Source organism: Shouchella oshimensis (assembly GCF_002019765.1).
Classification (GTDB): domain Bacteria; phylum Bacillota; class Bacilli; order Bacillales; family Bacillaceae_D; genus Shouchella; species Shouchella oshimensis.
On record NZ_KV917380.1, the window covers coordinates 795,903 to 817,988 of the forward strand.

Sequence of the window (22,086 nt, forward strand, 5' to 3'; positions counted from 1 at the left end):
ACGCACCTCCTTTTCTTTTTTTATTGTTCTGGGCTTGGACGCTTGTTTCGGTTTCTTACTCGGTCAAGGGAATCTCCTGGTGTAGGACGTTCTTTCATCATCCATTTAGGTGCTCGGAAAATCATGTCTTGTTGATTTTTTAAAACAAACGGTGTGAAACCTTGCATATAAGGAATTCCGAATGATTTTAAGCTAGACAGGTGCAGAAGAAGTGCTGTAAAACCAACGCAAATTCCGACTAATCCAAAAGAAGCAGAAAGTCCCATGAAAGCAAAACGCAAAATACGAATGGGAATGCCAATGTTGTAGCTTGGGAATACAAAACCAGCAATCGCAGTAATGGAAACAACAATAACAACTGCGGCAGATACAATCCCAGCTTGTACAGCTGCTTGACCAATAACAATGGCACCTACAATCGAGACAGCCTGCCCCACAGGCTGAGGCATTCGAATCCCAGCTTCTCGTAAAATTTCAAACGTTAATTCCATCAACAATGTCTCAATAAAAGTAGGAAAAGGTGTGCCTTCCCTTTGAGCAGCCAAGTTTCCTAATAAACCAGTGGGAATGAGCTCTTGATGAAAAGTGGTTACAGCAATATACAATGAAGGTCCTAATAATGCGATTAAAATACAACCAAATCGAAGGATGCGAATTAACGTACTAATATCGGATCGCTGTGTGTAGTCTTCAGTATTATGAAAAAAGTGAACAAACAATGCTGGAACGATCATCACCATTGGCGTGCCGTCCACAATAATGGCAATTTTCCCTTCTAATAAATGAGCAGCGGCAGTATCAGGGCGCTCGGTAGTGTAAACAGTAGGGAACGGCGTATAGAAAGAATCTTGTATTAGTTCTTCTAAGCTGCCATCTTCTAGAATGCCGTCAGTGTCAATTCTTTTTAAGCGACTATAAAGTTCTTCTACTAATGTTTTATCGACAATGCCATTTACGTAAGCAATGGATATCGTGGTTCTGGAGCGCTCGCCTAAAGTCATGGATTCAATCCATAGATTCTCATCGGATAGTCGCCGTCGAATTAATGAGGTGTTGACTCTCATATTTTCCACGAATCCTTCTCTAGGACCTCTGACGACGGTTTCAGTTGTTGGTTCTGCGACGGTGCGTTCTGAAAATTGCGGTATGGCAATAGCGATTGCAATTGATGAACCTTCTGTTAAGCAAATCGCATTCCCCTTTAACAGTTTTTCCAAGATAGTGGTATACGTTAACGCTTTTTCTGTATGACCAATTTCTTCTAAGCTAAGCTGGATATCCTCCATCGGGTTATCTACGGAAGGCTCTGTATGTTTCGCTCCGGCCATCATTTTCTGTAAGGCACGATCATCGACTAAGCCATCTATGTATAGAAGGGAAGCTGATATTGTATGATCTCTACCAAAAGAAAATGGACGCTGAACAAGATCATCACTCTTTCCTATAACCTGTTCGATGTATGCAATCTTTTCATCTAAAGCTTTAGCAGGCTGCAGATAGACCGAGTTCGAATCTTTTGTTTTACTCATACGAATGCCCCCCTTTCTTTTCCTGAATATAGCTTATTATGTCGAACCGAAAAGAAAACATACATAAAAAAAGCGACCCTTTTAGGCCGCTCCATCTTTGGATCTTATTTATTTTTATAAAGTGTCACAATTTTTTCCATATGATCGACCATTGCATGTTGAGCGTTTTCCATGACGACACTTAAGTGTGCTTTTGAATTTTCTTTTACTGTTTTAGCAATGCTTTCTACAGCCGTTAGAGAAATTTCCGTATTAACGTTGATTTTGCGAATCCCTTTTTCAATAGCTTGAAGTACTTCTTTTTCAGGCGTTCCGGACCCGCCGTGTAAAACAAGTGGCGTCTCAATTCGTTCTTTTAATGCGTCAAGTAAATCTAAGCGAATCTCTGGGTCACCGTCATACATACCATGAACCGTTCCAATAGAAGCTGCAAGAAAATCGACGTTTGTCTTTCGAACAAAATCGGCTGCTTCATCAGGATCTGTTAAGCGACCGTCGCCTTCTTCTTCATCCGAAAACGCGCCTTTTTGCATAGAACCTATCTCTGCTTCAACATTAACCCCATGATCATGAGCAAAATCAACGACTTCTTTTGTTTGCTTAATGTTCTCTTCCAAAGATAAAGCTGATCCATCGAACATAACCGATGTGAATCCAGCATGAACGGCGCGACGAATCGTTTCAAACTCATAACTATGATCCAGATGAAGAGCTACGTCAACGGAAGCTTGTTCGGCAATCACCTTTGTAAATGCAGCAAATGCTTCTAAACTCATATAATCCTTGTATCGTTCACCGTACGCGATGATCACTGGTTGCTGTTGATTTTCTGCTGCCTGAACAGCAGCTTGGATGGTTTCAGCATTGTAACAATTAAATGCAGCAATAGCTGTATTTGTTTTTTCCGCATAAATAAGAACGTCTTTTGTTGTAGTAAACATTACCAATTCCTCCTGTTTTGTAGTTAAAACTACATGTTAAGCACATAATAAGCCTCTAGTTTGTACAAATCAAGTCGAAATATGTAGAAAAAGAAAAATATCCTGTTGTGTAAGCGTTGTATATGTAGTAATATTACTACAGAAATGAGGAGGGAAGAGAATGCTTCGGTTTGAAGAACGCATTACGCTTAAAAAGAAATCGCTTACGGCAACTGAAGAAAAAATCATTCATCAGTTAAAAGTGCAGGACAAACCATTTCTTCTGTCTATGGGAGAATTAGCAATGCTAAGTGAAGTAAGTGAACCGAGTGTTGTTCGCCTGTATAAAAAGCTCGAATATCAATCCTATCAAGAGCTTAAAGTTGCTTTAGCGCAAGAAATGGCTGATATGAAACCGTCTTCTTTAGAAATTATTGATATTGCGAAGGAAGATACGGCAGAAACCATTTTCGAAAAAATGGCTGATCAAGTTTTTCAAGCCATGGCTCTAACAAAAGAAAAGCTCTCAAATGAACGTGTAGAAGAAGCAGTTCAAGCCATTATTGAAGCAAACAGACTTTACTTCTTTGGTCAGGGATTATCTGCCACAATGGCTGAAGACGGTGCGCACAAATTTATGCGCTTAGGTGGGAATGTTCTTTCAGTGAAAGATCCACATTATCAAGCGATCTATGCAAGTCACATGACGAACAAAGATGTCATTGTGGCGATTTCTCATTCTGGAGAAACGACGAATATATATGAAGTGTTAACGATGGCAAAAAAACATGGGGCTTATCTTATTGTCATTACGGCAAATGAACATTCTAGTATTGCCAATGTTGCAGACAATGTTTTACTAACTCAGGCTCATGAAACAAAGCATCAATCGGATGCCATGATTTCAAGGCTCGTTCAACTCGTCTTAATGGATACGATCTATACAAGAGTTGCAGCTGAAGCGGGAGATGATGGGAAGAAAAAAATAAATCAATCACGTTTAGCCGTAACACGCATGAAAAAATAACAATGTACAAACGTTAAACAAAAGTAAAAACACAATCTAATGAGGTGGGCTCATGTTAACTGGCAATGGATTAATTATCGGATTTGTTGTCGCTCTTATCGTTCTTTTTATTCTTATTATGAAATTTAAATGGGATGCATTTATCTCATTGCTCGTTATCGCTGTTGGACTAGGTCTTGTTTCGACGATTCCTACACGAAATGTACCGACTGTTGTGGCAGAAGGATTTGGGGCTACGCTTACAGGAGTTGGGATTTTAATTGGTCTTGGAATTATTTTTGGACAGTTCCTTGCTGCTTCTGGTGCAATTGAAAAAATTGCCAGTTCTATGTTGCGGGCATTCGGTATAAAAAATTCTCCATACGCGTTGGCTGCTACAGCTACAACAGTGGCAATTCCGGTATTTTTTGATGCAGCCTTTATTATTTTAAATAAACTCATACAAAGCTTATCGATTAAAACAAAAATCTCTTTGGCCACCTTTGTAGCTATTCTTGCTATTGGCTTGATTGTGTCCCATAGCTTAATTATACCAACTCCTGGTCCTTTAGTTGTTGCAGACCAAATGGGCACAGACATTGGCATATTCTTTCTCTATGGGCTCCTTGTAGCTATTCCTGCAACGTTAGTAGGCGGTGTTCTTTATGGGAGATTTATCGGAAAACGAATTCCGAATGGCAATCGTTTAGATGATGCAGTTGAAGATATCGAAAACGTTGATAACACAGTATCACGTGAAATCCCAACTTGGCTTTCATATGCCATGCTTGCATTACCAATTGTACTTATATTATCGAACACATTAATTAATAACGTCATCTATCGAAATGATCAAGAGCAAATCATTCCGACAATCTTTGCCACAATTGGTGACAAAAACATGGCACTCTTAATTAGTGTTGTTGTCGCAATGTTTGTTTTGCCTAAATACATTAAAGAATCAACTCCGACAGTCTTTCGTCAAGCATTTGAAGCTTCTGGTATGGTCGTTTTAATTACAGGTGCTGGTGGAGCTTTTGGACGAGTTGTACAAGAAACAGGTTTAGGTGATTTATTAATAAGTGTTATGCAGGGAATGAACATGCCTGCGCTTTTATTAGGTTTTGTTTTTGCGCAAATCTTAAGAGCTTCTCTTGGTAGTGCAACAGTCGCTCTTGTTACAACAGCAAGCATCTTAGGGCCAATGGCGTTGGATCTAGGTGTGTCGCCAGTTTTACTGGGACTAGCCATTTGTGCAGGAGGTATCGGTCTTTCATTACCGAATGACTCGGGCTTTTGGGTTGTTTCTAAATTTGGTCGATTGTCCGTTGCAGAAACGCTACGAGTTTGGAGTTTAGGCGGATTCATCGCTGGAGTAACAGCGCTTGCCTTTATTTTCTTCTTAAGTGCAATCGCAGGATTTTTGCCAGGACTTTAAATGACAATGGAAAAACCGACTACTTAGTTGGTTTTTTCCAGGTTTTCTTACAGAAATGAACCATTAACAACAGAGATAAAGGTGGAGAAGAAATATGAACAAACGTGTAGGATTTATTGGATTAGGTATTATGGGTATGCCAATGACGCGGAATTTACTAAAAGCTGGTTTTAGCGTTACGGCTTTTGACTTGAATCAAGAAGCAGTAAAGGCTATCGCTGCTGAAGGTGCTGTTGCAGCTTCGTCAGGGAAAGAAGTTGCTCAAAACAGCGATGTGATTATTACGATGTTACCAAAAGGTGAACATGTTCGGGCAGCTGTTTTTGGCGTAAATGGGGTAATGGAAGGCGCAGAACAGGGGTTAATTATTGTCGATATGAGCTCTGTATCGCCTGTTGATTCAAAGCAAATGGCAGCACATGCAGCAGAAAAAGGTGTACATTTCTTGGACGCCCCTGTAAGTGGTGGAGAACCTAAAGCCATAGATGGGACGCTTGCTATTATGGTTGGTGGCGAAGAAGACGTTTTTGCCCAAGCAAAACCTGTACTAGAAGCAATGGGAACTGACATTGTTCTAGTTGGAGATGCTGGTTGTGGAACAACAGCCAAACTAGCAAACCAGATTATTGTGAACTTGAACATTGCAGCTGTTTCGGAGGCGCTTGTGTTGGCATCTAAGGCAGGTATTGATATTGAAAAGATGTACCAAGCCATTCGAGGCGGGCTAGCTGGCAGCACCGTCATGGACGCAAAAATACCGATGATTTTAGATCGCAATTTTGTTGCTGGTGGTCGGATTGATATAAATATGAAGGATTTAACGAATGTTATGAATACAGCCCATGAGATGCACGTTCCATTACCACTTTCTAGCCAACTGCTTGAAATTTTCCATTCGTTAAGTGCTGATGGTAAACAAGCAATCGATCACGGTGGCATTGTTCAGCATTATGAGAAGCTAGCCAATGTCATCGTTCAGCGTAAGGAGGATAAAGAATGAAACAGTTAAATGCGGAAGAGACGTTTGCAAGCATTAAGGCTGTCAATCGCAATGAAATACAGGCACTGTTAAAAGCGGAACAACAAGCTTCTCCCTACAAAATCGTCGTTTTAGATGATGATCCAACAGGCATTCAAACTGTTCACGGTGTTTCTGTATTTACAGATTGGACGAAAGCATCGATTCAAGCTGGTTTTAAAGAAGAGCAATCGATGTTCTTTATATTAACGAATTCACGAGGTTTCACTGAAGAGGAGACCGTTAAATGCCATGAAGAAATTGCAGAACGTGTACAAGAAGTAGCGGATGAAGAGAATCTTCCATACTTGCTCATTAGCCGAGGTGACTCAACATTACGTGGTCATTATCCATTAGAAACGGAAACCATTAAAACAAAAATTGAATCAATGGGACAAAAACGTTTTGATGGTGAAATTATCATTCCTTTCTTTAAAGAAGGTGGACGCTTTACCATTCATAATATCCATTACGTTCAGAATGGCGAAGTGCTTGTGCCTGCTGGAGAAACCGAATTTGCAAATGACCGTACATTTGGCTTTGCTGCTTCCCATCTAGGTGAGTACATTGAAGAAAAAACAAATGGTCGTTACCAAAAAGGGGAGACAATCTACATTTCTCTTGAAGATTTACGAGCTGTTGCCATTGAAAAAATTACAGCACAATTAACAGCAGCGACTGATTTTCAAAAAATTGTTGTGAATGCAGTTGGCTATGAAGATGTTGAAGTGTTTGCAACAGCTTTATTAAAAGCGTTGAAGCAAGGAAAGCATTATATAGCTCGTAGTGCTGCTGCTTTAACAAAAGTTATTGGTGGAATTGCTGATAAACCGTTACTTAAACGTGAAGATATGGTAACAAAAGGAAGTCGGCATGGTGGATTAATTGCCGTAGGCTCCCATGTGAAAAAAACAACGGAGCAACTTAAGCATCTTCTTGAAAGTGGCTTAGTAAAAGGAATTGAGTTTGATGTTCATCTTGTGCAAGATGACGAGAAATTTGCACAGGAAACGAAGCGCGTACGGCTTGCATGTGAAGAGGCCATTAAAAATGGTGAATCAGTTGTTTATTATACACGTAGAGAACGACTAGATTTAGGCGACAATATGCAAGAAGAGGAATTGAAACAATCGGTTAAAATTTCTAATGCCGTTACAAGCATTGTAAAAGAGCTAGAAGTTGAACCGAGTTATATTGTCGCAAAAGGCGGCATTACCTCAAGTAGTATTGGTACAATTGGTTTAAGTGTGGAGCGAGCTGTCGTAGCCGGTCAAATCAAACCAGGGATTCCTGTTTGGAAAACAGGACAAGAAAGTAAGTTCCCAGGAAAAGCATATGTAATCTTCCCAGGAAATGTAGGGCAACCTGAGACATTAAAAGAAGCTGTTGCCATTCTTGAAGGAAAAGAGTAAACAAGAGAAGGCGTGGTACATCCATGCCTTCTTTTTGTTTATGTAAGGCTTGCTTCGTAAAGGCTTACATTTGTATAAACAGTTGAAAGTGTTGGGACTTCAATTCCGTGTATTGCAGCCCGTTCCATCAAATACCCTTGAAGATGGTGGGCTTCTGTTGTTGACCCCTGTTCCATATCACGGAGCATGGACGACTTCATATTATCGTTAACCGATTCAAAGGTTCGCATATGATCCGCAATAATCGTTGGGGACAAAGGCGCCTCTTCCGCCTTCATGATCGTAACGCATTCTGTTAACAATCTTCTTATAAAGGTTCTACCCTCTTCACTACTGATAATGGGGCCAATACTTGATCGAAAAAGGGTTGTGATGCCTGAAGCCACCGTGATAAACAAGTACTTATGCCAAATTTCTTGTTCGATCGTAGTGGAAAAAAGAAAATCTGCTTTTGTTCCTGATAAGTGTGCTTGTAACTGCTCAATCCGATCTCTTTGGCGATTCGAGCGACTTCCATAAACGAGACGGTGAGCTTGACTAGTTTGTCGAATTGCTCCGGTTGAGTCGATGGCGCTTTCGATGAAACAAAGACCGCCTATCACATTCTCGCCAAATGCTTTATCGAGGGTTTCATAATGCGCAACACCGTTTAGCAATGGCAAAATCAAAGTTTGGTCGTCTATAAAAGGACGAACATCTTGAATAGCTTGTTCAAGGTGGTATGCTTTCGTCGTAAAAATCACAAGGTCAAAGGGGGGTGCCTTATCGTTTGACGTTATAAGTGATGGCGTTAACTGAATGTCTCCGTGAATACTGTTGACACGTAAACCTTGCTCAATAAGCTTTTTCTTTTTCTTTTCTCTTACTAAAAAGGTAACATCTTCTCCTTTTTCTGCAAGTCTTGCGCCAAAGTATCCACCCACGCCTCCAGCACCAACTGTTAATATTCGCATATGCATTCTCCTTTCCTTTGTAGTATAAAACAAAAGGTACGTTTTTTCCTCATAAGCCTGAGCTATCGTAATGGATTCTTTTCTTTTTCGTAGAGAGTCTCTTCTGCTTCACTTTTACTAAAACAGGTAATGACAAGCAGATGATTAGCACGATGCCAGACAAAGCGAACATGGTTTGAACTCCGACTACTTGAGTAAGGATGGCTCCAGTCGGTGGTGCAACAATAACAACAAGGCTTGTAAGTGACTGTGAGATAGAGGCAATACTTGCTACCTCTTCATCTCGTGGAATGGTCTGTATCGCATAATTTATGGTTGTTATTGACAAACCTGTACCGACTCCACATATAAAACCAAGGACAAGTAGAAAATGAGCTGAATGATGAGCTTGAATTTGGCTAAAGCCAATAAATGAAAGTGCAATAAGTACGAGTGATAGACTAATCCAAAAAAGCAAATGGGTAAGTTTTTTCAACCTGTTAAGAATGGACATAATGGTTACCGCCCCAAAACCAATAGCGGATATAACAATCGTAAGAGATTGCGGATCTGTTGAGATTTCCCTAAATAGGATAGGGAATTGGGAATCAACAAATTGAATGCAAAATATACCGATTAAAGACAGACTAAATAATGAAAGAAGTAAAGGGTAAGAGAAAAGGGCTAGCCAACCTGATTTCCATTGTTCATAAAAGGAAGTTTTAGCATATGTTTTAGTTGTTTTAGTTGTTTTAGTTGTATTCGTTGACGGAACCAGTTGTTGAATCGAAAATAAAATGGCTGCAGAAATAAGAAAAGCAGCTGCATTAAGGAGTAACAATGTTTGTGGAGCAAGTACGGTTAGAAAGAGCCCTCCAAGAAAAGGAACAATTATTTTGGCGCCTTGACTAACTAGACCATTCCATGACACTGCTTTCAGTCGAAGGTGCTCAGGTATAAGTTCTCGAACAAGGCTTTGCTGGATAGGGTAATGAACAACGTTTGCCGTGCTACGTAAACTTAGTAAAATGAGTGCAAGCCATGGTGTTGGTGAAAAAAAGAGTCCGATGGTGAAGCAGGCTGTTAAACAGTCGGCAAATGCCATTAACCGAATTTTATGAAAACGTTTGAGTAAGTTCGTTACGAACTGAGAGAAAAGAACGTGTGGCAGTGCCAATGCTACTGGAATCAAGCCCAAATAAATGGGGCTTGATTGCCAAATATAAGCGAATAAAACCATTAATGCAATGGAGTCAAACCATTGACCAATAACAGAAATACTGTAAGAGGTGAACAAAGCAGGGTATCCACGAATGCCCCATATGGTCTTGGGAGGTTGTTCTCTTTTTAATGATTTGTCCAATTGATGAGTCTCTGCTTCTTTGTATAGTCGATCAAGACGATCCTTTGGTGGTAAGTACATTTTCTGACTCCTTCTTATAAACTTAATTCACCATAGTTTGATAGTCCTCGTTCTTGTTGATCAGACGTGTGAATGAGTCCATTTTTATTTTCGATCATTCGTTGTTGAATAACGTGTTTTGATTGTTCATTAGGAACCGATATTTCACCTAAGAGAACGATTGAATGGTCCTTTATGATTTCAGGCGATAAGGGATCGTCAAAACGCAGATAACGGTAGACTACAATGGTTGTTGGACTTTCGAGCTGCTGTAATGTTTCCGATTTCCATGTTTCGTTTGTAATGAATCGAAAATCGTCCTTGTACGTATAGACATCTGTTTCAAAGCGGTTTAATACTTCGTATACAAGGTCCTCAATGTCTTCGGAGCAAAGAATAAATGAGTGAGAATGAATTGAAGTGAACGCATCTTGAAACGCTTCTCTTGTAATCGATTTATCAAACACAAGTGGTTTTGTTGTATAGACACGCTCTTGTTTAAATCGTCTGATCGACTTGCTTGAGAGTTGAAACACGCTTTTTAGCTGTTTGTAATCAGTAGGAATGATTCTTGTTGTTCCATTTATTGTTACTTTTGACATGACGCTTGCCACTTGATGTTCATAAAGCTCAATTATCCCGTTAATTTGTATCGATTCAATTTTATGGCGTATTTGTTCTAAATCAAGGTCAGCTGCCAATGTAAGGATTCCATTTAGTGCTACATTTGTTTTAGGCGAATAACTATCTACCAATGTGTTTGTTAGTAGAGTATCTCCTGATAAAAGCTTAGGTTCACTTCCTGTGTAGTCTACTGACACGCCAGAGTGTTTTTTTATAAGTCTATTTACTGATCCTTTAAGTGCAGATGGAACGTAAACAATGCCATTTACGATAAACGAGAGTTCTGTCTCTAAGATCGTTTCAAGGCGCAAGTCATTTGAAAACGTTAATAACCCGTTGATAATGATCGTTTGATCTGGTTTAGCATACGTTAATAGTTCATTATCTACAGTGAATAAACCGTTAATGACTTGAGCGTCTTTCGGTATTCTAAGAGAATAGCCTAGGTTGCCAATTGAAAGCTTAGGTACAAGGGAAGCTGTTTCAGTGGAATAAAGCAACAACCCGACGTTGTTAATATGCTGGATCGCTGAAATACTTTCTTCTGTTGCTTCTGTCAAATTAAGTGTTCCTACGTTGCCGATGGTTTTTTTCATTCGTATGCCTCCTGAATTAGTTGTCTTAAGAAACCAATTGCTTTAGTAAGTTGATAGCGAACGGTTCCTGAAGGAATATTTAATGATTTGCCGATTTCAGTGCTAGATAGCCCTAGCCAGTAGCGTTTGAAAACAAGGTCTTTTTGTTTAGGTGGGAGTTTATTAAGAAGCTCAATGATTTCGAGATTGTTAAATTCTGTTGGAAAGAAAACGGGTTCTTTCGTTTCATCCAGACCAATTTCACGCCTGTGTTTTCTTCTCAGGTCAATAAGTTCGTTTTTCATAACCCGATAAAACCATGCTTTTTGTTTATAATAAGGCCATTCATGAAGCTCCTTATAGGAGAGGGATTTTTCCCACGCATATTGGATTAAATCGTTCGCTTCATGTTCATTTGCGGCGATAGAAAGCGCAAAGGATTGTATGTCTCTTTCTAACGCTTTGTGAACAATCATAGATTTAGCACTCCCTCCTTTCAATTGTCTTCACATAGATAACGGTTAACGAACAAGAACTGTTGGCAAAATAAGAAATCTTTTTTATGAAACAGGAACACACTACCGCGGAGGTGTTTTGAGCGTCCATTCTAAAGAGATTATAGGCTCCTATTCATTTTAAAGCAGTTGTTCGAGCTTTTTAGTGAAATTAGATCAATCCAACCTCGTCAATTATGAATGAATGTGGCATGATAATGATAACGTATTGTACTTGTGTAAACGACAGGTACTTTTTATAAGGGGGAATAAACGGATGGGAAAAATGATCCATGCATTATCTACAGGTTTGCCAAAGGAAATGAAGAAGGACGGGATGAAGCGTTCCATTGTTACAGGAATAAAAAAAGACCGTGTAGAGGAGGTATTTTTAACGAAAGATGGGTTTAAAGGAGACGATGTGGCAGACAAGAGAAATCACGGCGGACCAGATCGAGCAGTTTGCTTTTACCCATTGGAGCATTATAAAAAATGGGAAGAAGAATTGGGTCGAGTACTTCCGAATGCGGCTTTTGGAGAAAACCTTACGGTGACGAATATGCTAGAAGAGAACGTGTACATAGGAAATATTTACAAGGTAGGCACTGCCCTTGTTCAAATTACACAAGGACGGATTCCATGCAGTACAATTGACCAGTATACTGAGGCTGACACACTACTGAAACGAACAATTGAGACTGGTTTTACAGGGTATTTAGCCCGAGTGCTTGAAGAAGGAACCATTACATCGAAATCGACTATTGAGTTAGTGGAAGAACATCCAGAGAAGATGTCAATCCTTACTTGTAACCAGGTCTATTTTGCAAATGAAGATTGGAAAGCAATGGAAGAGATTGCTTCGATTGAACCATTGGCTGAGGACTGGAAGAGGCGTTTAGCAAAACGAATGGATCGGCTAAAACAGCAATCATAAGAAGGGAAGTAACGGAATGACACATATTTTTATTTCAGGCGAAATTCCGGTTAGTGGATATGAAGCATTAAAAACGTATTCGGTTAATGTTTATCAGAATGAGGGGGTAATTAGTGAAGATGATTTGATTAAAGGTGTAAGAGAAGCTACAGCTTTACTTTGCCCGTTATCTACAAAGGTAACAAGAAAAGTAATTGAGTCAGCGCCGTCTCTTAAGATTATTGCAAACTATGGTGCTGGATTTGACAACATTGATGTAGTGGCAGCAAAAGAAAGAGAAATTGTAGTCACCAATACCCCAAAAGTATCAACGGATGCCACGGCTGAATTAACATTAGGGTTAATGCTGAGCTTAATGCGTCGGATTCCAGAAGGCGATCAACTTTGTCGCACAGTAGGGTTCAATGGGTGGGCACCATTATTCTTTTTAGGAAGAGAACTAAAAGGGAAAACGTTGGGGATTGTGGGCTATGGAAAGATTGGACAAGCGGTTGCCAAGCGTGCACAAGCATTTGGAATGAACATTTTATATACGGCGAGATCAAATAAAGAAACGGAAAACGATATAAACTACCGACCATTTAACCAATTGATTCAAGAAGCGGACATTGTTTCTATACATACAGTCTATTCAAAAGAGACCCATCACTTATTTAAAGAAGAAACATTTAAGCAAATGAAAAACAGTGCCATTCTTTTAAACGTATCGAGGGGTCCTGTTGTTCATGAAGAAGCGTTAGTACATGCGTTAAAACAACAAGAAATTGCAGGTGCAGCACTTGATGTGTTTGAAAAAGAGCCTCTTATCCATGAAGAATTAAAGACTTTAGCGAATGTTGTCTTAACTCCTCATATAGGGAATGCAACGGTTGAAACACGAGAGGAGATGGCACGACTTGCTGCAGGGAATATTACCTCTTACTTAGAAGAAGGCATGGCATTAACGCCTATTGGGTAAACAGTCGAGAGCTTATTGATCATACGATCAATAAGCTTTTTTTGATCTTTCTTTTCTTTTTTATAAAAAGTATGATAGAATAAAGGATTGTAGAATGTATTTATTTAACTATGTGTAGCATTAATATAAATGAAGAACGAAATTGATAGAAAAGAGGGATCATATGCAAAAGCAATCAATTTATGGTCTGACGATGGATAAATTAGCCAACTGGTTTGTTGAGCAAGGCCATAAAAAGTTTAGAGCAACGCAAGTATGGGACTGGCTTTATCGTAAGCGTGTAACAAGTTTTGAAGAAATGTCCAACCTAAATAAAGAAACGGTTTCTTTATTAGAAGAGCATTTTGTGTTCGGATCATTAAAGGAGCACATTCGTCAGGAATCGAAAGACGGTACTGTGAAATTTTTATTCCAACTGAGTGACGGCAATTTAATTGAAACGGTACTCATGACCCATAAATATGGATTTTCTGTTTGTGTGACAACTCAGGTAGGGTGTAACATTGGCTGTAGCTTCTGTGCGAGTGGATTGCTTAAAAAGAATCGTGATTTAACAAGTGGGGAAATTGTTGAACAGATCATGAATGTTCAATTCTTCCTTGATGAGCGTAAGAAAGAAGAGCGTGTTAGTCATATTGTTGTTATGGGGATTGGAGAGCCATTTGATAACTTTGACAATACGGTCGACTTTTTAGATATCATTAAAGATCATAAAGGTCTTGCCATTGGAGCGCGCCACATCACTGTATCGACAAGTGGACTTGCTCATAAGATTAAAGAATTTGCAGATCTAAAGAGTCAAGTAAACTTAGCTGTTTCTTTACATGCGCCGAACAACGAACTCCGCTCAAAGATTATGAAAATCAATAAAGCGTTCCCGATTGAGAAGCTTATGGATTCCGTTAACTATTATTTGGACAAGACCAATCGACGTGTTACGTACGAATATATTTTGATTAAAGATGTGAACGATCATAAGGAAGAAGCGCTACAATTAGCAGAGTTAATAGGAGATAAGCGTCATCTTTCATACGTGAACTTAATTCCTTATAACCCAGTTGATGAGCATGGTCAATACCAACGAAGTGAGCCTGAAGCTATTCAAGAGTTCTTCCAAACTCTTAAGAAAAAAGGGATTAACTGTGGTGTTCGCTTAGAGCAAGGAACAGATATTGATGCCGCTTGTGGTCAGTTACGAAGTAAACAAGAAAAGAAGCGAGTTGGCTAATCTTTTAAGACTATGGATACAATCCATAGTCTTTTTTATTAACTTTTAAAGCAGGTTTAAATCGATGAAGATTAGGAAATAAGAACTATGTTACAGAAATGTGTCGAAACTTTTGTTTTAAGGAGGAGATTTGTTGAAAAAAAATTCATTAACACTCGTTTTTTGGGTTTCCCTAGCCATATCAAGTGTTTTCATTTTGTGGGGAATAATGTTTCCTACGAACGTTGAAAATGTGCTAGGGGCAGTCGATAGCTTGATCTCAACAAATTTTGGATGGCTTTATATCATTGCTACAACAGCTTTTGTTTTATTAGCTATTTTTCTTATTTTTGGACCTTACGGTAAAATTCGCTTAGGTAAACCTGACGAAAGACCTGAATATAGTTATTTTACATGGTTTGCTTTTCTGTTTACAGCAGGAATGGGGGTTGGTCTTGTTTTTTTCGGAGTAACGGAGCCTTTAACGCATTATTACAACCCTCCTAGTGCCGAAGGGCAATCGATTGAGGCTATTGAACAGTCAATGATGTATACACTATTTCATTGGGGATTTCATCCTTGGGCTACATATGCGGTAGTTGCACTCTCACTGGCTTATTTTAAATTTAGGCACCAAGCACCAGCTTTAATTTCATCTGCTTTTACGCCTATACTAGGGAAGCGTGCACAGGGTGGAATAGGACATAGTATTGACGTACTTGCTGTATTTGCAACCGTTTTTGGAATTGCAACATCGTTAGGCTTAGGTGCATCACAAATTACAGCAGGATTAAGTTTTAGTTTTGAAGGAATTAATAACACAACAACTGTAAATTTAATTGTGATCGCTGTTGTTACTGTCTTATTCTTAATTTCATCTATAACAGGGCTTGATAAAGGGATTCGATACTTAAGTTGGACAAATATTGTTGTTGCTATTGCTCTTATGGTATTCGTATTTATGTTGGGATCAAGTGTTCAAATGATTGAATCCTTTACGACGACATTAGGAAACTATATTCAGAATTTACCTAGCATGACGCTAGGAATGAATGCTTTTACAGGTGATAGAGAGTTTCTTGATTCCTGGACTTTATTTTACTGGGCATGGTGGATTGGTTGGGCACCGTTTGTTGGAACATTTATAGCTAGAGTATCAAGAGGGAGAACAATTAGAGAATTTGTGGTTGGTGTAACGGCGGTTCCTGTCTTGTTTAGTGCACTTTGGTTCTCAATATTTGGTGTAGCAGGAATTGAAATGGATGAGGAGCTAAGCGGACAAATCTTCAATCTCATGAGCGAAGAAGGGAATGAGGTTGCCTTATTCGCGTTTCTTGAGTCCTACCCAATGGCACCTATTATTATGGGAATTGCGATATTATTAATTTCCTCATTTTTTATTACATCGGCAGATTCAGCTACATTCGTTCTGGGAATGTTAACATCTGGTGGACGTTTAAACCCAACATTAAAGGTGAAATTAATTTGGGGTGTTATATTAGCAGGTACTGCTGCAGCCCTTCTCCTATCCGGAGGATTAGAAGCGTTAGAGATGGCTATGTTAATAGCGGCATTCCCTTTTGTGATCGTTGTGCTGTTAATGTGTTTTTCATTGCTCAAAGCTTTAGGTAGTGAGTACGATATTTTAAAATTGGAAAGGAAACATCGAGATTGGGATCCAAGGTATCAAAAAGAATCCCATCAAGAATTAGAAGAAATGAAGGAAGAATTTGATAAGAACATCCCCGAAGAATCTATTCAAGGTGACGGAGAAAGCAAGGATAGTAAGTAAAGAGACGTATGTGACGAAATTTGCTTCCAGCATAAAAAAACGTATCCCTTAGAATGAGGGATACGTTTTTCATAAGGCACGATGGACTATCTACCATCGGCTTTATCTAAAGCTGTGATAGAACGACCGTCTGCTTTGTCAGCAGAGTGACTAGCGTCTAAACTGAAGCTACCAATGGACAAAGCAACTGCTAGTGTAACAAGAAGAAACGTTTTCTTTTTCATGTTTGTTCAACTCCTATACAAGATTGATGAATGCGCATTCTATGTGCCATTCTCATGAAGTGCAATGCTTTCTCAAACTCTCCAAGCTTTGAATACACGTCAACTACTTCTTCTGCTAGTTCAGAAGCTTCAAAGTATAGTTCGGCTTGTTGTAATGCTTCAAGCCCTTCATTGATCATCTCTGTATCATTTAACACGTAAAGACCGAGGCTTACTTTACAGCGGATGACATATTCAGTCATATGAAGGGACTGAACTTTATGTGATATGGTATTTAATATGTCATGATTTTCTTTTTTATTCGGCTCTTTTCTTAGCTTCACATTAATGAGGTTGTATTCTGTTTTTGCTCCGACTACCGAATCTCTATGTTCTTTAATTAGAAGTGCCTCTTCAAAATACTGGATCGCTTCATCTTGTCGGTTTTGTTTGACTCGATTTAAACCGAGAATTCTCAAGAGAAGCGCTCGTGTAACAGGATACGGCTTAGAACGTCTAAAGGCATGTTGCAGTAAATCTTCTGCTTCTTCAAATTTATGAAGTTCCGTACTAATTCCACCTAAGAAAATATGGATGTTGAGCACAATTTCTTCATGATCGGGTTTCTTCTCAAAGATTTCAAGTGCTTGCTCAAAATAAGAAACAGCAAAGATGTATTGGTCTACTCGATAATAGCTAATAGCAGATCGATAATAAAATTCTGCTTTTTCAATTTGATCAGGTACTTGTTCTAAAAGTCTCTCTGCTATTTTATAGGAGCGAACAGCAGATTTATAACGTCCGTTATGAAATTCATTCTGCCCGTACATAAAGTAGTACATAAACTGCATGTACTCATCGGTTGCTTTGTCAGCAATCGCAATTGCTGCAAATTGTTTTTGCTCGCTTGCATTTGGTTCAATAAATAATTGATGTCTAAAGTTTACTAATTCATAATAGGACTTTACTTTTTCATCAGGAACCATTCGGTTCATCAACTGATTGACTTCATGTTTGGAAAGAATGGCTTGCTCCCGATCATAGGAAATGATGCAACTATACCACTCGACTATTTTAGCTCCGACTTCTGGTGCGGCTACAGTTGAAGACATTTGTGCAGCCTCCCTTCCTACCTGGTAGTTGTTTCATTATAACGTGTATAACAGCAGTTGAATAGAGAAGACAGATATTTCCCAAATTTCTATGAAGGATTAGAGGCAGGTTGTCTATTTTTATGCAGTACAAAGAAGCCAATTCTTAAAGTTTTACGGTTATCATAATGATTTCAGAGCGACTACCAATTCTAAGGGCAGGACCCCAAAACCCAAATCCAGACGTTGTAAAAGAGTGGAGTTGATCGATTTGTTTGTATCCCCAATCATTCTCATAGATTGCTTGAGTAAGTAAATTTCCAGGAAAGAGTTGTCCACGGTGTGTATGACCAGAAAAAATCATATCCACATTGTAAGTAGCAGCTTCAACCGTTTCGTGTGGCTGGTGATCCATCATAATAATTGGAAGCTGTTCGTTCGCGTGTTCCATTAGTTCTGCTATACTCTTTCGGTCAAAATCAGTTTCATCTTTACGTCCAATGACGGTGAAAAGTCCATCTACATGTATGTGTTCATCTAACAAGACAGTAACTCCGTTAGAACGAAGCTCTTGTGTTAGTAAAGAAAGGTCACCCCCGTAATAATCATGATTCCCTGGGACCGCATAGACACCGAGTGGTGCATCAAGTTGTAAAAAACCATCGGCAATTTGTTCTTCAATAAAAGCGTCCATGTTGTCATCAATAATATCTCCAGCAAGAAAAATGGCATCAGGGGATTCTTGTTCAACAAGTTGAAGGAAGCGTTCAAAATGGTTCATGCCGATAACAGTGCCAAAATGAAAGTCCGCACCAAGTAAAAAACGAATTTCTTGAGTCGGTTCCTCTGTAAGTGAAACATCATAGTGGCGAATTGTTGGTGACCAAGCGTTAAAGGAACCAATAATAAGAATGCACAAAAAGCAAAACGATAGGATATAACCAGAAAGCAGATGAATAAGAGGCTTTCTTCCAGATAGAAAATAGATCAGGTTCACGAGAGGAAGAAGGAGTAAGCTGTACCCAACAATAGTGAGCCAGTAGCCTCCTATAAGTTCCAATAGCCTTGATGAAACAATAAATGAGGCGATGAATGCAACAGATAAAAAGACAATGATTATCGTATAAGATCTCCTGTAACCGAAACCAAAACTCCTTTTAAGCCATCGATACCCGTTAAAGGCTACGTAGTAACAAGCAAGGCCGTAGAGACATAAAAAAAGAAAAAAGTAAACGTACATCATGATGGGCGATACTCCTTGCATCTAGAATTATCAAAAGCATAGCATGAACACTGCAAAAGCAACAATTTAAAGTCAATCACGTAGTAGAAAGAATGGAAAGGAGTGTGGGGATGTGCAAGGACCTGTCTTGCACAAACCTTCTTGATGTTCTAAGATGAAACGAGTAAGTTAAAATCACTAGGGGTGCCATAAACGGCTGAGAGAGGTAATGAACCTTAACCCTTATAACCTGATCTAGTTTGGACTAGCGGAGGGAAGTGTATACGAATCAGTTATTAAGATGACGTGTACCCACTTTCCTTATTCAGAAAGTGGTTTTTTATTTTTAACTAAGGAGTGATTGTATGTCATTTACACAGCGTATTCGTTTACGTGCAGATGCCATTTGGAAAGCGAGTCATGACCATCCGTTTGTTCAAGGCATTGGTAATGGTACATTACCAAAAGAATCGTTCAAGTATTATATGAAGCAAGACTATAAGTATTTAATTGAGTACTCGAAAGTGATGGCAATGGGAGCAGTACTTGCCCCTGATTTAAAAACAATGTCTGGCTTTGCTACAGCTCTTGAGGAAACATTAAATACAGAGATGGAGCTTCATCGTACATACGCTGAACGACTGGGTGTAAGTCGAGAGGAATTAGAAGCAACTGTACCAGGGCCAGTTACGTTAGCTTACAGTAGTGCAATGCTAGCAGAAGCACAAAAAGGGTCTCTGGCTGAATTAATTGCATCAATCTTACCGTGTGCTTGGAGTTATTATGAAATTGGAAAAGCCCTTGCAGCTTTACCAGGGGCACTGGATCATGAGTACTATGGAGAATGGGTAAGAATGTATTCATCAGAGGATTTTGGATCCATTGCCGACTGGTTAATTGCTACTCTTGACCAGCTTGCTGAATCAAAATCAGCTGAAGAGCTTGATCGTTTAGAAGCGATTTTCATAAATACAAGCCGTTACGAATATATGTTTTGGGATATGGCATATAAACAAGAAAGTTGGCCAGTAGCGTAAAAAGAACCCCGTTACGATCTATTCGTAACGGGGTTTTCTTAGATACTTTTAGGGTAGCTTTTCTCTCGAAATGAGACTTGAGGGGTTCTCATTTTTGTCTTCTTATTCATCTCTTTCTTACCTAGGAACCATGGATGTTTGTTGAAAAAGACGATAAACGGTATTGTTAATAAAAGCGTTAAGCCAGTGAATAGAAGGGTCCAAGGAAGCGTATTAGCCGTATCAAGATTGACCCCAAATCCATAGTGCATCATGGCTTTTACCAAATTCAAAACGGGCATATGAACGAGCAATACAATAATGGAATTTGAGCCTAAATAGAGCAACCCTTTTGTATGTTGAAGTTTTTGAATCAACATGAGAAAAGCAATCATGCCTAAGATAGCTGCTGGATAAAACAAGTACGCTTCTCCTAAAATATTCCCACGCATATCAATGCGTTCATTAAACGATTGAATAATGTACATGATGCTAAAGAAACTGACTGCTATAGGAGCAACGATTTTCCAAGAGTACGTTTTCCAGAATGTTTTTGTTAAAAATCCAAGTCCATAAAAAACAACGGCAGTAAGAGCAACAAATCCGTTCCAAGGGAGGGCAAATTGCAAAAAGGTTGAACCATAACCTAATACAGCAGTCGTCAGCAAAAATAGTCCGATCCATTTTCCTCGGCTCAAACGATAATAGAAAAAGAATAAGAGTTCAACTAAAAATAAGCAAGTTAAGAACCAAATTGCAGGATTATAAGTTAATTGATAGTTCTCTGGTGTCGATAAAAAGATCCCGGTAAAAGGGTGGATTGGATCAACATTCTCGCCAGGTGTAAATGGGAGGTGACGAAAAAGGACAAACCAAGTCAAATAGGTTATGGCTGAAAAGATAAAATAGGGTAGCAGTAGTCCGCGCGCTTTCTTTTTAACAAAAGTAAGTGGTGCTTGGCGACTAGGCTTGAATACCACGCCAGATAAATAGAAGAATAAGGGCATATGAAAAGCAAATAAAAAGGCGCGGAGCTCTGGATTCATCGGTGCATGACTCATAATAACGAGAATAATACCGAGTCCTTTCGCTGCATCAATCCAATGAATTCGTTTTTCCACTTTTGTTCACCGCCTTCTCTCTGTTCATGTTCTTGTACAAGTTAGTATACGTAAGAACGAACAGATGAGAAGGGATAAACGCAACTTTACACATACCTTTAAGGGAGTGCGGTTTATTGCGGAAGCTTTGCGGTTATTTTTGAATAGTATTACGAAAAAAGATATCGTATTGTTACATTTGTCATGTTACTCATGTTTCGTTTTTCGTAAATAAATCTGTGAGAAATCGCCTTTTTTGCGAAAAAAACTTGCGCTGGATCCAGTGTAACGTCGGAAAACTTTATGAAAATAATTTACATCGAGAAAGCCCACCTCGAAAGAAATATCTTTAATGGGACGGTTCGTGTGTATTAACATAGAACAGGCTTTCCGAATTCGGAGTTCGCGAACAAATTCCATTGGTGTTGCCCCGGTTTGCTTTTTAAACAATCGTGTCAAACTATAGCGTGATAACCCAATCTGTTCAGCTACATCATCTAAAGAAATCTGTTTGTGAAAATTGGATTCGATATAGGAGTAGGCTTGCTGATAATAATAGGAATCCCCTTTTGGCGTATGAGAGTGCAGCGTTCGAAAGCATTCAAGTAAAAATTGATAGCCTTGGGCTGCCGCTAGGTAAGGGTCCCGAAGTCGGTCGGCTTTTGTTTCCGCATATATAGAGAACAACGAGCGAATTAAATAGCTATCTGGTGAAAGTGGGACAACTGGCCCCGTTTCTTGAATGAGACGTGACCAAATATCTTCGACTGTCGGGCCTTGCAACGCAATGTAAATAAATTCCCACGGCTCTTTCCCATCTTCAGGGTAATAGTAACGATGATCACCAGGAACAGCAATGATAAAGGCCTCATGCTGATGAACTGTAAAGGTTCGACCATCAATTTCTAACTTACCTGAACCTGCAATGGTATATTGAAAGATTAGTGTATTATGATCTACATTTCTTGCTTGCCCATCCCAATAATAAGAAGGATCTGATCGTACTTCCCACCCAATATTCCATAAACTGAGTAAACCGGTTTCAGGTAAGAACTGAAACGTGAATGAGTGTGTACCTCTAATAAAGGCTGAGTGATCAGTCATAAGAAAATCCTCCTAGAATGGAATCATGGTATAGACCGCAAAAAATTACCCTTGTCATAAAAAATTTTACAGACAACGAAAAGTGGAATCTGTTCTATAATAATGATAT

Annotated in this window: 20 protein-coding genes and 1 riboswitch; of the genes, 9 read left to right on the forward strand and 11 right to left on the reverse strand. The window is 39.1% G+C overall.

Features of this window, described 5'->3' with window-relative positions; translation table 11 throughout:
• Positions 1 to 20: 20 nt before the first annotated feature.
• Together BK583_RS03850 and BK583_RS03855 are read right to left on the reverse strand one after the other, a co-directional pair.
• Entirely contained in the window at positions 21 to 1,529 is a 1,509-nt protein-coding gene (locus BK583_RS03850) for a spore germination protein (protein ID WP_055736835.1), read from the reverse strand.
• Between the two features lie 104 nt (positions 1,530 to 1,633).
• Positions 1,634 to 2,470, reverse strand: coding sequence for a class II fructose-bisphosphate aldolase (locus tag BK583_RS03855; protein ID WP_055736836.1), 837 nt, complete (start codon positions 2,468 to 2,470; stop codon positions 1,634 to 1,636).
• A gap of 160 nt (positions 2,471 to 2,630) precedes the next feature.
• On the opposite strand from BK583_RS03855, the gene BK583_RS03860 reads away from it, so the two are divergent.
• From BK583_RS03860 to BK583_RS03875, 4 genes are all read left to right on the forward strand, one after another.
• On the forward strand, positions 2,631 to 3,476 hold the full coding sequence (locus BK583_RS03860) for a MurR/RpiR family transcriptional regulator (protein ID WP_055736837.1): 846 nt from the start codon (positions 2,631 to 2,633) through the stop codon (positions 3,474 to 3,476).
• Positions 3,477 to 3,528: 52 nt separating this feature from the next.
• On the forward strand, positions 3,529 to 4,893 hold the full coding sequence (locus tag BK583_RS03865; protein WP_055736838.1) for a GntP family permease: 1,365 nt from the start codon (positions 3,529 to 3,531) through the stop codon (positions 4,891 to 4,893).
• Positions 4,894 to 4,987: 94 nt separating this feature from the next.
• Positions 4,988 to 5,893: a 2-hydroxy-3-oxopropionate reductase gene (gene garR, locus BK583_RS03870; RefSeq protein WP_038483317.1), complete on the forward strand. Its 906-nt coding sequence runs from the start codon at positions 4,988 to 4,990 to the stop codon at positions 5,891 to 5,893.
• Complete coding sequence (locus tag BK583_RS03875) at positions 5,890 to 7,323, forward strand: four-carbon acid sugar kinase family protein (protein ID WP_055736839.1); 1,434 nt, start codon at positions 5,890 to 5,892, stop codon at positions 7,321 to 7,323. Before garR ends, BK583_RS03875 begins: the two co-directional genes overlap by 4 nt.
• A gap of 38 nt (positions 7,324 to 7,361) precedes the next feature.
• Here the strand turns inward: BK583_RS03875 and BK583_RS03880 are convergent, their stop codons facing one another.
• From BK583_RS03880 to BK583_RS03895, 4 genes are read right to left on the reverse strand one after another with little or no spacing between them, the layout of a single operon-like run.
• Positions 7,362 to 8,276 (reverse strand): ketopantoate reductase family protein, encoded by a 915-nt coding sequence (locus tag BK583_RS03880; protein ID WP_055736840.1) that lies wholly within the window; start codon positions 8,274 to 8,276, stop codon positions 7,362 to 7,364.
• A 49-nt stretch (positions 8,277 to 8,325) separates the two neighbouring features.
• A complete protein-coding gene (locus BK583_RS03885; RefSeq protein ID WP_055736841.1) occupies positions 8,326 to 9,678 on the reverse strand; it encodes an MFS transporter in 1,353 nt (450 codons plus the stop codon).
• 14 nt (positions 9,679 to 9,692) lie between these two features.
• Complete coding sequence (locus tag BK583_RS03890; RefSeq protein WP_055736842.1) at positions 9,693 to 10,877, reverse strand: hypothetical protein; 1,185 nt, start codon at positions 10,875 to 10,877, stop codon at positions 9,693 to 9,695.
• Positions 10,874 to 11,332 (reverse strand): RNA polymerase sigma factor, encoded by a 459-nt coding sequence (locus BK583_RS03895; protein WP_055736843.1) that lies wholly within the window; start codon positions 11,330 to 11,332, stop codon positions 10,874 to 10,876. The genes BK583_RS03890 and BK583_RS03895 overlap by 4 nt, the downstream gene beginning before the upstream one ends.
• 295 nt (positions 11,333 to 11,627) lie before the next feature.
• Here BK583_RS03895 and BK583_RS03900 point away from each other — a divergent pair, with 295 nt between their 5' ends.
• The 4 genes from BK583_RS03900 to BK583_RS03915 all read left to right on the forward strand — a co-directional run bounded on the left by BK583_RS03900 (position 11,628) and on the right by BK583_RS03915 (position 16,241).
• Entirely contained in the window at positions 11,628 to 12,284 is a 657-nt protein-coding gene (locus BK583_RS03900; protein ID WP_055736844.1) for an MOSC domain-containing protein, read from the forward strand.
• A gap of 16 nt (positions 12,285 to 12,300) precedes the next feature.
• The gene (locus BK583_RS03905) at positions 12,301 to 13,242 is read left to right on the forward strand and encodes an NAD(P)-dependent oxidoreductase (protein WP_055736845.1); all 942 of its coding nucleotides are present in this window, start codon (positions 12,301 to 12,303) and stop codon (positions 13,240 to 13,242) included.
• Positions 13,243 to 13,405: 163 nt separating this feature from the next.
• The gene (gene rlmN / locus BK583_RS03910; protein WP_055736846.1) at positions 13,406 to 14,470 is read left to right on the forward strand and encodes a dual-specificity RNA methyltransferase RlmN; all 1,065 of its coding nucleotides are present in this window, start codon (positions 13,406 to 13,408) and stop codon (positions 14,468 to 14,470) included.
• A 208-nt stretch (positions 14,471 to 14,678) separates the two neighbouring features.
• Positions 14,679 to 16,241 (forward strand): BCCT family transporter, encoded by a 1,563-nt coding sequence (locus BK583_RS03915; protein ID WP_371836658.1) that lies wholly within the window; start codon positions 14,679 to 14,681, stop codon positions 16,239 to 16,241.
• Between the two features lie 86 nt (positions 16,242 to 16,327).
• Here BK583_RS03915 and BK583_RS20610 read toward each other — a convergent pair whose 3' ends face one another.
• The 3 genes from BK583_RS20610 to BK583_RS03925 all read right to left on the reverse strand — a co-directional run bounded on the left by BK583_RS20610 (position 16,328) and on the right by BK583_RS03925 (position 18,778).
• Positions 16,328 to 16,465: a hypothetical protein gene (locus BK583_RS20610; RefSeq protein WP_158318551.1), complete on the reverse strand. Its 138-nt coding sequence runs from the start codon at positions 16,463 to 16,465 to the stop codon at positions 16,328 to 16,330.
• Entirely contained in the window at positions 16,462 to 17,556 is a 1,095-nt protein-coding gene (locus BK583_RS03920; protein WP_038483287.1) for a Rap family tetratricopeptide repeat protein, read from the reverse strand. The genes BK583_RS20610 and BK583_RS03920 overlap by 4 nt, the downstream gene beginning before the upstream one ends.
• Positions 17,557 to 17,701: 145 nt before the next feature.
• The gene (locus BK583_RS03925) at positions 17,702 to 18,778 is read right to left on the reverse strand and encodes a metallophosphoesterase (protein ID WP_055736848.1); all 1,077 of its coding nucleotides are present in this window, start codon (positions 18,776 to 18,778) and stop codon (positions 17,702 to 17,704) included.
• Positions 18,779 to 18,947: 169 nt separating this feature from the next.
• A riboswitch (TPP riboswitch) is annotated at positions 18,948 to 19,051 on the forward strand.
• A gap of 71 nt (positions 19,052 to 19,122) precedes the next feature.
• Between BK583_RS03925 and tenA the strand changes: the two genes are divergently transcribed.
• Positions 19,123 to 19,794, forward strand: a complete 672-nt coding sequence (gene tenA / locus BK583_RS03930) for a thiaminase II (RefSeq protein WP_055736849.1) — start codon at positions 19,123 to 19,125, stop codon at positions 19,792 to 19,794.
• 38 nt (positions 19,795 to 19,832) lie between these two features.
• On the opposite strand, the gene BK583_RS03935 is transcribed toward tenA, so the two are convergent.
• A complete protein-coding gene (locus BK583_RS03935) occupies positions 19,833 to 20,894 on the reverse strand; it encodes an acyltransferase family protein (protein ID WP_055736850.1) in 1,062 nt (353 codons plus the stop codon).
• A gap of 186 nt (positions 20,895 to 21,080) precedes the next feature.
• The gene (locus BK583_RS03940; protein ID WP_038483280.1) at positions 21,081 to 21,977 is read right to left on the reverse strand and encodes a helix-turn-helix transcriptional regulator; all 897 of its coding nucleotides are present in this window, start codon (positions 21,975 to 21,977) and stop codon (positions 21,081 to 21,083) included.
• Between the last annotated feature and the right edge of the window lie 109 nt (positions 21,978 to 22,086).

Excerpts from the sequence above, each read along its gene's own strand:
- BK583_RS03880 (WP_055736840.1), bottom strand. The coding sequence starts at position 8,276 with ATGCGAATATTAACAGTTGGTGCTGGAGGCGTGGGTGGATACTTTGGC.
- BK583_RS03860 (WP_055736837.1), top strand. The coding sequence starts at position 2,631 with ATGCTTCGGTTTGAAGAACGCATTACGCTTAAAAAGAAATCGCTTACG.
- BK583_RS03925 (WP_055736848.1), bottom strand. The coding sequence starts at position 18,778 with ATGATGTACGTTTACTTTTTTCTTTTTTTATGTCTCTACGGCCTTGCT.
- BK583_RS03940 (WP_038483280.1), bottom strand. The coding sequence starts at position 21,977 with ATGACTGATCACTCAGCCTTTATTAGAGGTACACACTCATTCACGTTT.
- BK583_RS20610 (WP_158318551.1), bottom strand. The coding sequence starts at position 16,465 with ATGAAAAAGAAAACGTTTCTTCTTGTTACACTAGCAGTTGCTTTGTCC.
- BK583_RS03865 (WP_055736838.1), top strand. The coding sequence starts at position 3,529 with ATGTTAACTGGCAATGGATTAATTATCGGATTTGTTGTCGCTCTTATC.
- garR (WP_038483317.1), top strand. The coding sequence starts at position 4,988 with ATGAACAAACGTGTAGGATTTATTGGATTAGGTATTATGGGTATGCCA.
- BK583_RS03920 (WP_038483287.1), bottom strand. The coding sequence starts at position 17,556 with ATGTCTTCAACTGTAGCCGCACCAGAAGTCGGAGCTAAAATAGTCGAG.
- rlmN (WP_055736846.1), top strand. The coding sequence starts at position 13,406 with ATGCAAAAGCAATCAATTTATGGTCTGACGATGGATAAATTAGCCAAC.
- tenA (WP_055736849.1), top strand. The coding sequence starts at position 19,123 with ATGTCATTTACACAGCGTATTCGTTTACGTGCAGATGCCATTTGGAAA.
- BK583_RS03905 (WP_055736845.1), top strand. The coding sequence starts at position 12,301 with ATGACACATATTTTTATTTCAGGCGAAATTCCGGTTAGTGGATATGAA.
- BK583_RS03915 (WP_371836658.1), top strand. The coding sequence starts at position 14,679 with ATGTTTCCTACGAACGTTGAAAATGTGCTAGGGGCAGTCGATAGCTTG.
- BK583_RS03900 (WP_055736844.1), top strand. The coding sequence starts at position 11,628 with ATGGGAAAAATGATCCATGCATTATCTACAGGTTTGCCAAAGGAAATG.
- BK583_RS03890 (WP_055736842.1), bottom strand. The coding sequence starts at position 10,877 with ATGAAAAAAACCATCGGCAACGTAGGAACACTTAATTTGACAGAAGCA.
- BK583_RS03895 (WP_055736843.1), bottom strand. The coding sequence starts at position 11,332 with ATGATTGTTCACAAAGCGTTAGAAAGAGACATACAATCCTTTGCGCTT.
- BK583_RS03875 (WP_055736839.1), top strand. The coding sequence starts at position 5,890 with ATGAAACAGTTAAATGCGGAAGAGACGTTTGCAAGCATTAAGGCTGTC.
- BK583_RS03850 (WP_055736835.1), bottom strand. The coding sequence starts at position 1,529 with ATGAGTAAAACAAAAGATTCGAACTCGGTCTATCTGCAGCCTGCTAAA.
- BK583_RS03885 (WP_055736841.1), bottom strand. The coding sequence starts at position 9,678 with ATGTACTTACCACCAAAGGATCGTCTTGATCGACTATACAAAGAAGCA.
- BK583_RS03855 (WP_055736836.1), bottom strand. The coding sequence starts at position 2,470 with ATGTTTACTACAACAAAAGACGTTCTTATTTATGCGGAAAAAACAAAT.